Genomic DNA, 12,175 nt, shown 5'->3' on the forward strand with positions numbered 1-12,175 from the left:
TTTGCCGGATGTCTCGGTGAGGCATGGATCGTCGCATGTGGGCGGGAAGGCGCACATTGCCGTGATCCGGCAATCATCAAAGGCTTTCCATGCCGGTCCTGGCCAGCACGGGAGGCCCCGCTACGTGTCGGCCGGGTCCGTCCGGGACCGGGTACGTCGACCGAGGAGTTCGGCGAGGCCCTGGCGGGTGGCCGCCAGCACGACGCGGTCCTGGGGGCGCAGCACGTATCCGGGATGGAGGTTCCAGACAAGGCCCGCTGGTTGGTCGGTGCCGTCGTCGGGCCGGGGGGCCGTCAGGTCCGGGAGCCGTTCGTCCGGAGCGGTGGAGTCCAGGGCGATGACCCGCCGGACGCCCGGTCGGAACGATTCGGCGATGGTCCGCCCTTCCAGCTGAGGATGACCGGCCACATCGACGGCGGCGAACAGCAGCACGCGCCGTTCGACGGGTATCGCCCCCAGGATCTGGCGCCCCATCATGGCCCCGGCGAACGCGGGGGCGGCCAGGGTGGAGACGCTGCGGCTGCGCGTGAGGGCCTGCGGGTGGGCCGCGCGCAGGGTGCGGTAGACGGCGGTGGCGAACGTGTCGTCGTACAGCCGCAGTGCCACCCGCACATTGGGCTTGATGGAACGGGCGTACAGCGCGGCCTCGAGATTCGTCGTGTCGACGCTGGTGAGGGCCAGGAGTGCGTGGGCGCGGTGGATCTTGGCGGCTTCCAGGACGCCTTCGTCCGTGACGTCGCCGATGACCGTGGGGACGCGCAGGCGGCGGGCGAGAGGGATGCCGCGGGCCTCGGGGTCCTCCTCCACGCAGACTACGGGGATGCCGAGTTCCCGGAGGCGGGCCAGCACCCGGCTCCCGACCTTGCCGAGGCCGAGCAGGACGACGTGACCGTGCAGGCCGCGGGGTGGACGGCGCAGGGAGGACGCGGTGCGGAAGGTGCCGAGCGCCTCCAGGACGGCGGCGAGCAGCACCGGCAGGAGGAGCAGACCGGCCAGACCCGAGAGCAGTTGCAGGATCTGCCGTGCGGTGGATTCGCCGAGGGCGGGGTCGTCGATCGCGAACAGGTCGAGCAGGGTCAGATAGGCGGCGTGCAGGGGGTGGGTGTCGATGGTCACCCAGTTCGCCACCGCGAGGCCGAGGACGCAGGCCATCAGCCCGGCCACCGACCAGCGCAGGCGCGGCGAGAAGAGCGAGCCGAGCGGGAGACCGCGCCCGGCAAGGCGGCCCGGCGGCCGGTCAGGGCCCGCGTGCGAGACGGCCTCCAGGACCACGGTGCCCCTGCCGGTGGCGGAGGTGACGGTGTGGTCGTCCGGCAGCAGCAGGGGCCCGTCCTGGCCGCCGTCGTCCGAACCCTCGGCACCCGCTGGGTCGTTGGTGGTCGACGAGAGGAGGGCGAGCGTGCACAGACCGGGGTCGGCGATCTCGCCGCCGCGCGGCGGATCGCGTTCCACGGCGCGCAGGAGCAGTCCGTCGGCCTGGACGACCTTGCTGGTGCCGGCGACGGCGGTGGCGGCCAGGGCGGGGGCCGCGGTGTCCGCGTCGGAGAGGACGGTGGTGGAGGCGTTCACCTCCGACGGGTCCAAGCCGGGGGAGGCGACTGCCGCGGCCTGGTCGAGGAGCTCTTCCAGGTGCTGGCCAAGCTTGCGGTTGTAGAGCCGGATCACTATGCGCAGTCGGGGGTTGAGACGGCGGGCGACGAGGGCGGCGTGGATGTTGGTCTCGTCGTCGTCGTACACCAGCGCCAGCGCGGCGGCGTCGTGCACACCCGCTTCGACGAGGGCCGCCTCGTCGGGCTCCGGCGCCTCGAGGACCCGGGGAACCTCGGGCCGGGCCGCCCCGCCCCCGCCACCGTCCCCGCCGCCCTGTGTACCGGCCGCGCGCGCCATGACGGCCTGCATCCGGCTGAACAGTGCGGCCGCCCGCGCCCGCCCGGCCGACCCTGACGCCGGGCCGTCGACCCGCAGCGCGGACGGGACGACCACCGTCACCTGCTCGCGGTACAGCGAACGCAGCTCGGCGGCCAGACGTTCGGCGAGCGCGTCGTCACCGCACACGATCATGTGGCCGTTGTGCGGCGGTTGCTGCGCCTGCCGGGGGAGCGCCGAGCGGGAGAGCGTCTGACGGGACGGCGGGTGAGGGGACGGCGGGTGAGGGGACAGCGGGTGACGGGACAGGGGGTGACGCGGGAGCGGGGCCCCGTCCGTCCCGTCCGTCCCGTCCGTCCCGTCCGCCGGGTTCGCCGGGTCCGCCGGGTCCGTCGGGTTCGCCGGGTTCGCCGGATGACGGCGAACGGGCTGCGGGTTCCCGTGGCTCACTACTCGTCCTCCCCGGCGCCGGCGCTCGATGGCAGCGACGCACCACGATTGATCATGCGGACCAAGGTAGTTGGGGTACACCGCTGGCGCGATCCGGCCGACCGGGCGCAGGATTGTCGGCACCGCCGGTCGGGGAAACCGGCGGGGAGGCCACATCTGAGGACTCTCCAGCACCTGCCGGTACCAGTACCACCACCAGTACCTGACCTGAGTTGACCCGCCTTCCATCCGCGGTGACCCGAGTAAGGAGCCTGGGCATGAATTTCGGACGTGTGCCGCAGACCGTTTTGCCCGCCGCGTGACCGGCCCCGTCCCCACGGGGCCGGCCGCCGCGGAACCCGGCGACAACTCCCAGACCGTCGCCGACGACGGCCGCGTCGAACTGCGTCCCGGAGCCTTTCCGGAGCACAGCCGCTTCGCCAACGACGACCTCAAGCCCATTCCCCTCGCCGAACGCCACTGGTCCACCTACAACTTCGCCGCCCTGTGGGTCGGCATGGCCCACAACATCCCCTCCTGGACGCTCGCCTCGGGCCTGGTCGCACTCGGCATGGACTGGCGCCAGGCCGTCTTCACCATCGCCGTCGCCAATGTGATCGTGCTGCTGCCGATGCTTCTGACGGGGCACGCGGGCCCGAAGTACGGCATACCGTTCCCCGTCCTGGCCCGTGCCTCCTTCGGTCTGCGCGGGGCGAACCTGCCCGCGCTGATCAGGGCCGCCGTGGCCTGCGGATGGTTCGGCATCCAGACCTGGATCGGCGGCCAGGGGATCTACGTCCTGCTCAACCAGGTCTTCGACGGCGCGTGGAGCGACGAGTCCCGCATCGGCGGCTACCCGTGGCCGCTGTGGCTCTGTTTCGTGCTCTTCTGGGCCCTCCAACTGGCCATCATCTACCGGGGAATGGAGGCGCTGCGTCGCTTCGAGAACTGGGCGGCGCCCTTCGTGCTCGTCGGCGCCGTGGTGCTGCTCGTGTGGATCGCGGACAAGGCGGGCGGCTTCGGTCCGCTGCTCGACCAGCCGTCCACGCTGGGCTGGGGCAGCGACTTCTGGCCGGTGTTCTTCCCCGCCCTGATGGGCATGATCGGCTTCTGGTCCACGCTGTCCCTGAACATCCCCGACTTCACCCGGTTCGGGAAGGGGCAGCGGGCGCAGGTCTGGGGCCAGACACTTGGCCTTCCGACCACCATGACAGCCTTCGCGCTCCTTTCTGTCCTGGTCACCTCCGGTTCGCAAGCGGTGTACGGCGAGCCGATCTGGGAGCCCGTCGACCTGGCCGCCAAGGCCGACAACGTCTTCGGTCTCCTCTACGCCCTGGTTACCGTCCTGGTCGCCACAATCTCCGTGAACATCGCGGCCAATGTCGTCTCACCCGCGTACGACCTCGCGAACCTCGCCCCGAAGTTCATCAACTTCCGCACGGGCGCGCTGATCACCGGTGTCGTGGGTGTGGTCATCTTTCCGTGGAAGCTGATCGAGACGCCCGAGCTCTACATCTTCGTCTGGCTCGGTGTCGTGGGCGGGCTGCTGGGCACGGTTGCGGGCATCCTGATCGCCGACTACTGGGTGGTGCGCCGGACAGCCCTCGACCTTGCCGATCTCTACCGCCCCGAAGGGCGCTACTGGTACACGGGCGGATGGAACTTGCGTGCCGTCACCGCCTTCTTGGTCGGGGGTGTGCTCGCCGTGGGCGGCTCGCATTCGGAGCCGGGGAAGGGGCCGTTCCCGGAGGAGGGCTTGATCCCCGCACTGAAGCCACTCGCGGACTACGGGTGGGCAATCGGGCTGACCTCGGCGCTGGTCGTCTACGTGGGGTTGATGGCGGCGGGGAGGCGGCGGGGTTGATGGAACTGGCAGGCTGGCAGGCTTAGGCCGGGCGTTCCGCTGTCGCCAGCCACACCCCCGCTCGCATCCGCACGCCGTACTCGGTCGCGTGGGGCCGGAACGCCTCCTCCAGGGAGGTGCGCTTCTTCGCGGTGACCGTCCTGCCGGGGGTGCGCGACAGCATGAAGTCGACCGCGTCTGCGGGGGTTTGGCCCCAGACCGTTTCCACCGGCACAGGAGTCACCGTCACGTTCTCGTAGGCGGTGAGCACCTCACGTATACGGGCCGGGTCCGACAGCGAGGCCATGGCGGTGTGCGCCGCGGCAGCGTCAGCCATGGCTTCGGGTGCTCCGGCCTCCGCGCTCTGCTCGGGGCCTGCCTCATCCGCAGGTTCCGCGAGGAGCTTGGCGAAGAGGCCGAGCGCCCGGGCCTCCTCGGTCCCCTGGCCGACGGGCTGCGGACAGACGAACACCAGCCGCCCTCCGGGACGCAGCGCACGGGCGATGTTCGTGAACGCGGCGGTGTGGTCGGCGAAGAACATCACTCCGCCACGGCTGATCGCGACGTCGTACCCGGCCGAGGGGAAGGGGTGGAACTGGGCGTCGGCCTGTTCGTACGCCACGTTCGTGATGACCTCGGCCTTCGTGCTCGCACGGGCACGGTCGAGGAGCGGCGCCGAGATGTCGACCCCCGCCGCGTGCCCGTGGGCGGCGCGACGGGCCGCGATGCGGGTGGTGACGCCCGCGCCGCAGCCGATGTCCAGGACACGGTCGCCGGCGCCGATGGCCGCGGCTTCGAAGAGGGCGTCGTTCACCCCGGACAGCATGGCGTCGTACCGCTCATGGTGGGTGGCCCAGTGGGTGCCCACGGGGCCGTTCCAGGCCTTGACCTGACGGGAGTTGGGGCTCGCTGACGTCTCTGTGGTCATGACGCCTCCCTGGCGTGGTGGGCGGAGTGCTGGGCCGCGAGGACGGTTTCGATGCGGTCGACGGCGGTGAAGGCGCCGAAGGAGATCAGGTGCACAAGGCAGTGGTCGCTGAACGGCGGCTTCTTCCAGGCCGACACGTCCTCGTCGGTGATGCGGTACGGAGCGAGCGCGGCGAGCAGCGCGAGCCGAGCTCCCGGCCGGGACGCGCGATCGGGGAGGGCTTGCCAGGACAGCGGCGGATGCGCGCCGTCCCACGCGGACACCGTCGCCTCCACGAGCGCCCGGTCGGCCTCGTCCAAGAGCCCCGCGCCCCTCATCGCCGCGTCCCGCAGCGCGGAGTAGGCGGAACCGATGGGCGTGCCGGCGGCCCAGGCAGGTCCGGGCTGCGGGTCGTCGAGCAGGGCGAGTGAGTCGCCGGGGGTACAGGAGCGGCGCACGGTCTTCTGGAGGGTGCGGCCGCCGATCGAGCGCACCGCCCGGAAGCGCTGCGCGTTGCACGGCAGTATCTTCTCGGTGATCAGCGACGACGCGACGCGATTGATGAAGTGGAACGTGAGCGCGGTGCCGATGTGCGCGGGGGCGTGGGCGCGCGGGAACGGCGGCGCGACCAGCTCCGGCGCCCGAGGTGCCCGGGTGGCCTTGCCCCAGGCGAGCAGCCTCGCCTGCGCCGGATCCTCCGGCTGCTCGCCTCGCAACACCCGCTCGGCCACGCGGTGGTCGCCGGTGGCGTGCAGCATCATCGTGTGCGCGCTCACGCAGAACGGGCAGCGGTTGGCGAGCGAGACGCCCACGGCGACCAGCTCGCGGTCGGTGCGGGTCGTGCCGCCGCTGCCGAACGCCTCGTCGCCGCCGGCCAGCAGGGACTCGCGGAGCAAGGCCCAGGCGGCGGTGAACAGTTCGGGCGCGGGGCTGAGGGCGACCAGCGGCGCGGGCTCCGCGATGCCGAAGTCCTCTGCCATCTGTGCGTAGGCGTCGGCGGTCCTGCCGGTCGCGGACTTCGCGAGTACTGGGTCGGTGTATCGGTAAGTTGCCATGCCCCGATGGTCGGGGCGCCGGGTGCCTCGGGTCGTCGTCCACCGGAAGGCAGTTGGGGGTACGTCGCCGGGGCCGGTCAGGCCCGCGACTACTACACGGGGAGTAGTGCCGGAGCGGTCTGCTGGGGTGACGCGGTTGTCGGCGGCGGCCTCTAAAGTTCTGAACACGGCGGGGGATGCGCCGCGACGGGGGATGCGAGGGGTGCAGGGCTGCGAGTGGTGCGGGGGCACAGATGACGGCGGACCGGGCGGGGAGATCGGCGGGGCAGGTGAACATGCGCGAGCGGATGCGGAACCGAATGCGGAATCGCTTGCGGCAGGCGTGGATCGGTGATGCGGTGCTCGCGGTCGTGGTGGGCGTGATAGTCGCGCTCGCGGTGGGCCTGGGCGAAGGCGGAGCGGGGTTCTTCGACTACGCACTTATAGGGGCGGGTTCGCTTGCCCTTGCCGCGCATCGGAAAGCGCCGCGCATCGTGCTCGCCGTCACCACGGTCTGCCTGCTCGTCGAGGTGTTGTACGGGGGCGCGAGCAGTGTCGCGGCGATTCCGGTGGTCGCGGCCGTGCACACGGCCGCCCGAGCAGCCCACCGGGGCCTTGCTGCTGTCGCAGCCGGGGTGTTCCTGGCGGGCTTCGCGGTGGCGGGGGATGCGTCGGACGACGTCGTGCAGTGGACACTGCTGCTGGCCGGCTGGTTCCTGTGCGCCCTCGTCACGGGCCTCGCCGACAAGAACTGGCAGGCGTATCTGCGCCAGACCGAGCAGCGGGCCCTGGAGGCCGAGCGGACCCGCGAGGAGGCGGCGCTGCGCAGGGCGGGCGAGGAGCGGCTGCGGATCGCGCGCGAACTGCACGACTCGCTGACGCACAGCATTTCGATCGTCAAGCTCCAGGCGGGAGTCGCCGTCCACCTCGCCCGGAAGCGGGGCGAGGAGATACCGCCGGCGCTGCTCGCCATCCAGGAGGCGAGCGGTGAGGCGATGCGTGAACTGCGGTCCACGCTCACCGTGCTGCGCACGGACGAGCCGACGAGGAGCCCGGCGCTGCTCGTCGAGCGCGCGCGGGCGGCCGGGCTCGCGGTGGAGCTGACGGTGCGGGGCAGGGAGCGGACGCTGGCCGGTGACCTGGAGAGGGCCGCGTACCGCATCGTGCAGGAGGGCCTCACCAATGCGGCACGCCATGCGGGGGGCTCTGCCAAGGTGGTGGTCGGGCTCGACTTCGGGGAGCGGGTGTTGGGGGTGCGGGTGGAGGACGACGGGGTCGCCGATGCGGGGCGGCCGCCGGTGGAGGGGACCGGGCTCACGGGGATGCGGGAGCGGGTTGCCTCCCTGGGCGGGACGCTGCGGGCGGGGCCGAGGGTTGAGGGGGGATTTCTGGTGCGGGCTGAACTGCCGCTGGAATGGGGCTCGTTGGTTGCGCGGGAGCCGCAGGAGCCGCGGGAGCCGCGCGAGACGCGCGAGACGCAGGAGTCGCGGAGGTCGCCGGCGGCCGCTGGGGGAGTCGGGGCAGGGGGCGAAGGGCGGGACGGGGCTCCCCGAGGTGGTGCAGCCCGAGGTGGGGCTCCCCGAGATGGGGCTCCCCGAGATGGGGCACCCCGAGGTGGGGCTCCCCGAGATGGGGCACCCCGAGGTGGGGCTCCTAGGGACCGGGCTCCCCGAGATGGGGATCCCCGAGGTGGGGCTCCCAGGGACGGGGATCCCCGAGATGAGGCACCCCGAGGTGGGGCTCCCAGGGACGGGGATCCCCGAGGTGGGGCACCCTGGGACGGGGATCCCCGAGGTGGGGCACCTGAGGCGGCGGTGGCCGCTGAGGCCGGGCTCTCGGGGGAGGGCGGGTGATCCGGGTGGTGCTCATCGACGACCAGGCGTTGATGCGCGCCGGGTTCCGTGCGCTGCTCGAAGCCGAGGACGGCATCGAGGTGGTGGGGGAGGCCGCTGACGGGGAGCGCGGGATCGAGCTCGTGCGGGAGTGCATGCCTGACGTGGCGCTCATAGACGTACAGATGCCGGTGATGACCGGGATCGAGGCGACGCGCCGGATTGCCGCCGACCCCCGCCTCAGCGGCGTACGCGTCGTGATCCTCACCAACTACGGCCTCGACGAGTACGTCTTCGACGCCCTGCGTGCCGGGGCCAGTGGGTTTCTGCTCAAGGACACGGAGCCCGCCGACCTGCTGCACGGCATCGAGATCGTCGCGCGCGGGGACTCCTTGCTCTCGCCCTCGGTGACCAGCAGGCTGATCGGTGAGTTCGTCGCGCGGCCGCCGGACCGGGCCACCGCGCCGGGCCTGGAGAACCTCACCCGGCGGGAGCGGGAGGTCACCGCGCTGGCCGCGCGCGGGCTGACGAACGAGGAGATCGCCGAGCACATGGTGATCAGCCCGTTCACGGCGAAGACGCATGTGAGCAGGGCGATGACGAAGCTCGGGGCGCGCGACCGGGCCCAACTGGTCGTCTTCGCCTACGAGTCGGGACTCGTGGCGGCACGCAACGCGACGCCGTAAGACGGGTGCCGAAACTTTCCGGGACGGATCTCCGGGACAGAGACAGGTCTCCGACAGAGGAAAATCTCCGGGACAGAAAGGGGGAATCTATGGTCATGGCATGATCTCCGCGTGACCGGCATACCGCTCAGACACGTCGCTCGAGGCAGAGACGTCGCCCGGGTCAGACGCATCGTCCGGGTCAGACCCGTTGCCCTCCTCGCGGCAGTGACTCTGCTCGCTTCCGGGTGTGGGCTCTCGGAGGAGTTCGAGCGGGAGAGGGATCCCGCGCGTGCCGCGCCTGCCGAGGATGGGCGGTCCGCCACGGCGGACCACATGTCCGCCTCCCCTGACCCTGGCCCTGACTCGCCGACGGAGGCCCCCGTCGAGACGGGGCCGCAGGAAGTGCCCGATGCCGACGTGGCCTCGCCCTCCTGCCCGGCGTCCGGGGTCCGCATCGAGGCGGGCATGGTCAGCCCCGCCATGGGGCTGCGCGCGATGAGCGTGACCCTGACCAACTGCGGCAAGGACACCTACCGCCTGAAGGGGTACCCGAAGATGCGGGTCCTCGACGAGCACCGGGAGCCCCTCGACGTGCAGGTACTCGAAGGGACCGAGCCCATCATGGCAAGGGACGACGACCCCGGCCCGCGCCACTCCGTCACGCTCAAGCAGGGCGAGGCGGCCTACACCGTGGTCGTCTGGCGCAACACCGTCACCGACACGACGACGACCGCCGTCAGCGGCACCTATCTGAAGGTCACCCCGGCCCCGGGGGCCCGCCCCGGGACCGTGACCCCGGAGGGCCGGATCGACCTCGGCAACACCGGACGTATCGGCACGACCGCATGGCAGCGCAGCCCGGCGGACGAGACGAACAGGCCCAGGACTACGGCACCCGCGCCGTCCACTCCGGCGAGCTGAACTTCGTCCGGGCGAGCTCCTGGGCCCGGGCCATCTCCTCGTCCGTGGCCTTGCCCGCGGTCAGGCCGTACCGCGTGCGGAAGGAGTCGAGCATCCGCTCGATCACAGCCTCGCGGGGCAGGCCCGTCTGGCGGCGCAGCGGGTCCACGCGCTTCTTGGCGCTCTTCGTGCCCTTGTCCGAAAGCTTCTCGCGGCCGATGCGGAGTACCTCGACCATCTTCTCCGCGTCGATGTCGTACGACATGGTCACGTGGTGCAGGACGGCGCCGTGCCCGCCGGCGACCCGCTTCTGGGCGGCGCCCGCGACCTTGCCGGCGTCGGTGGCGATGTCGTTGAGCGGTTGGTACCACGCCTTGATGCCCATGTCGCCGAGGGCGTCGAGCACCCAGTCGTCCAGATAGGCGTAGCTGTCGGCGAAGGACAGGCCCTGGACGAGGGAGTCGGGGACCGAGAGCGAGTAGGTGATGGCGTTGCCCGGCTCGCAGAACATGGCGCCGCCACCACTGATCCGGCGTACCACCTCGATGCCGTGCCGCTCGGCGCCCGCCAGGTCCACTTCGTTGCGCAGCGACTGGAAGCTGCCGATGACGACCGCCGGGGATGCCCACTCCCACACGCGCAGTGTCGGCGGGCGGCGCCCCGCGGCGACCTCCTCGGTGAGTACCTCGTCCAGGGCCATGAGCAGGGCGGGGGACTGCGGCGCCTCGTGGATCAGCTGCCAGTCGTAGTCGGTCCAGTCGGTGGCGTGCGCCAGGGCGCGGCGCACCGCGATGCCCACTCCCTCCGACGTAAGGCCGTACAGGACGGCGTTCTCGGGGAGGGCAGCGTCGACGCGGGCGGCGAGGCCCGCGGCGTCGGTGTCGGCGGGGGCGCCCTCCAGGGCATGGCTCAGGGCCTCGAATGCCTCGTCTGGTTCCAGGAAGAAGTCCCCCGCCACCCGTACGTGCCGCAGCGCGCCGTCCTCGACCTCCAGGTCCACGACGACGAGCTTGCCGCCGGGGACCTTGTACTCACCGTGCACTCTGATTCCCTCCGGGCCCGGGTCCTCGCGAACCGGGCCTGACTCCCTCGCGAACGCCGACCGAATCGCGAACACCGCCGGCCTGCGATTTCATATCAGGACAACTCGACCCACTAGGGATAGATTCCCGCACAGGGTGGTCAGACGTCCCTCGGCGCCGGCCCTGACGGGAGCTGACGGGGAGTCCATGAGCCACGCAGAGACGAGTGACCAGGCCAAGGGCGGTGCGTCACCGGCCGTCAAGCTGACCCTCACGACGCTGACGATGATGGTCGTCGGATCGATGGTCGGCGCGGGAGTCTTCTCGCTGCCACGGCGGTTCGCCCAGGAGACCGGAGTCGCGGGCGCGCTGATCGCCTGGGCCATCGCCGGTACGGGCATGCTGATGCTCGCGTTCGTCTTCCAGGCCCTCGCCGTCCGCAGACCGGACCTGGACGCCGGTGTGTACGCCTATGCGAAAGCCGGGTTCGGCGAGTACCTCGGCTTCTTCTCCGCCTTCGGGTACTGGGCCAGCGCGTGCGTCGGCAACGTCACCTACTGGGTGCTCATCATGTCGACCGTCGGCGCCATCTGGCCGGCCCTCGGCGACGGCGACACCCTCCTCGCCGTGGTCCTCTCCTCGTTCGGCCTATGGGCGTTCTTCCTGCTGATCCGCCGCGGGGTCAAGGAGGCGGCGGCCATCAACAGGATCGTCACCGTCGCCAAGATCGTGCCCATCCTCGTCTTCGTGATCCTGGCGCTGTTCCTCTTCAAGCCCTCCGTGTTCGCGGACAACTTCGGCGGCGCCGACTACGCGGGATCACTGTTCAACCAGGTGCGCGGCACCATGCTGGCCACCGTCTTCGTCTTCCTCGGGGTCGAGGGCGCGAGCGTCTACTCCCGGCACGCCAAGCGCCGTGAGGACGTCGGCCGGGCCACGATCCTGGGCTTCCTCAGCGTCTTCGCCGTCTTCGCCTCCGTCACCATCGTGTCGTACGGGATCATGCCGATGGCGGAGATCGCCGAGCTGCGCCAGCCCTCCATGGCGGGCGTCCTGGAGGAGGCCGTCGGCACCTGGGGCAAGGTCTTCGTCAGCGTCGGACTCATCGTCTCCGTGCTCGGTGCCTACCTCGCCTGGACGCTGATGGCGGCGGAAGTGCTCTTCGTCGCCGCGAAGGACGACGACATGCCCCGCTTCCTGCGGAAGGCCACCTCCGAGGACGTGCCGGTACCCGCGCTCCTGATGACCACCGCGCTGAGCCAGGTGGTCCTGGTCGTCACGATGTTCTCCGACGACGCGTTCAACTTCGCGCTCGACCTGACCAGCGCGCTGAGCCTGATCCCGTTCCTGCTCGCGGCCGGTTTCGCCGTCAGGATCGGCCTGGGGTACGGCCGTGCGGACGTCGCCGGGCGCAGCACCCGCAAGGAACTGGTGATCGCGGTGATCGCCACGCTCTACACGGCGTTCCTGCTGTACGCCGCCGGGCTCAAGTTCGTCCTGGTCTCCTTCATCCTCTACGCCCCCGCGACGCTCCTGTTCATCAAGGCCCGGCGGGAACAGAACCGGCGCCTGTTCTCCCCCCGCGAGGCCGTCATCTGCGCCGTCTCGATCGCGGGCGCCGCCGTGGGCGTGATCGCCCTCGCGGTGGGCTGGATCGAACTCTGACCGGCCACC

8 protein-coding genes and 1 pseudogene are annotated in these 12,175 nt (G+C 71.2%); 5 read left to right on the forward strand and 4 right to left on the reverse strand.

Annotated elements, in window-relative coordinates; translation table 11 throughout:
- Positions 1–120: 120 nt before the first annotated feature.
- Entirely contained in the window at positions 121–2,061 is a 1,941-nt protein-coding gene (locus ACWD02_RS39815; RefSeq protein ID WP_451220878.1) for an NAD-binding protein, read from the reverse strand.
- 553 nt (positions 2,062–2,614) lie between these two features.
- Between ACWD02_RS39815 and ACWD02_RS39820 the strand changes: the two genes are divergently transcribed.
- Positions 2,615–4,159 (forward strand): NCS1 family nucleobase:cation symporter-1, encoded by a 1,545-nt coding sequence (locus ACWD02_RS39820; RefSeq protein WP_451220881.1) that lies wholly within the window; start codon positions 2,615–2,617, stop codon positions 4,157–4,159.
- 22 nt (positions 4,160–4,181) lie between these two features.
- Here the strand turns inward: ACWD02_RS39820 and ACWD02_RS39825 are convergent, their stop codons facing one another.
- Together ACWD02_RS39825 and ACWD02_RS39830 are read right to left on the reverse strand one after the other, a co-directional pair.
- Positions 4,182–5,066 carry a class I SAM-dependent methyltransferase gene (locus ACWD02_RS39825; RefSeq protein WP_451220884.1) on the reverse strand — a complete coding sequence of 295 codons (885 nt, stop codon included), beginning with the start codon at positions 5,064–5,066 and terminating at the stop codon, positions 4,182–4,184.
- Positions 5,063–6,100: a carboxymuconolactone decarboxylase family protein gene (locus ACWD02_RS39830; RefSeq protein WP_451220887.1), complete on the reverse strand. Its 1,038-nt coding sequence runs from the start codon at positions 6,098–6,100 to the stop codon at positions 5,063–5,065. Before ACWD02_RS39830 ends, ACWD02_RS39825 begins: the two co-directional genes overlap by 4 nt.
- Before the next feature lie 299 nt (positions 6,101–6,399).
- Here ACWD02_RS39830 and ACWD02_RS39835 point away from each other — a divergent pair.
- From ACWD02_RS39835 to ACWD02_RS39845, 3 genes and pseudogenes are all read left to right on the forward strand, one after another.
- Positions 6,400–7,491: pseudogene (locus ACWD02_RS39835) on the forward strand (sensor histidine kinase); the annotation flags it as partial.
- Between the two features lie 437 nt (positions 7,492–7,928).
- On the forward strand, positions 7,929–8,597 hold the full coding sequence (locus tag ACWD02_RS39840) for a response regulator (RefSeq protein ID WP_451220890.1): 669 nt from the start codon (positions 7,929–7,931) through the stop codon (positions 8,595–8,597).
- Positions 8,598–8,912: 315 nt separating this feature from the next.
- Positions 8,913–9,500, forward strand: a complete 588-nt coding sequence (locus ACWD02_RS39845) for a DUF4232 domain-containing protein (RefSeq protein ID WP_451220893.1) — start codon at positions 8,913–8,915, stop codon at positions 9,498–9,500.
- Here ACWD02_RS39845 and ACWD02_RS39850 read toward each other — a convergent pair.
- On the reverse strand, positions 9,466–10,521 hold the full coding sequence (locus ACWD02_RS39850; RefSeq protein ID WP_451220896.1) for a lipoate--protein ligase family protein: 1,056 nt from the start codon (positions 10,519–10,521) through the stop codon (positions 9,466–9,468). The two genes, ACWD02_RS39845 and ACWD02_RS39850, sit on opposite strands and share 35 nt — an antisense overlap.
- A gap of 187 nt (positions 10,522–10,708) precedes the next feature.
- On the opposite strand from ACWD02_RS39850, the gene ACWD02_RS39855 reads away from it, so the two are divergent.
- Positions 10,709–12,166 (forward strand): basic amino acid/polyamine antiporter, encoded by a 1,458-nt coding sequence (locus tag ACWD02_RS39855; RefSeq protein ID WP_451220899.1) that lies wholly within the window; start codon positions 10,709–10,711, stop codon positions 12,164–12,166.
- Positions 12,167–12,175 lie beyond the last annotated feature (9 nt).

This window comes from Streptomyces sp. NPDC002853 (assembly GCF_053591915.1).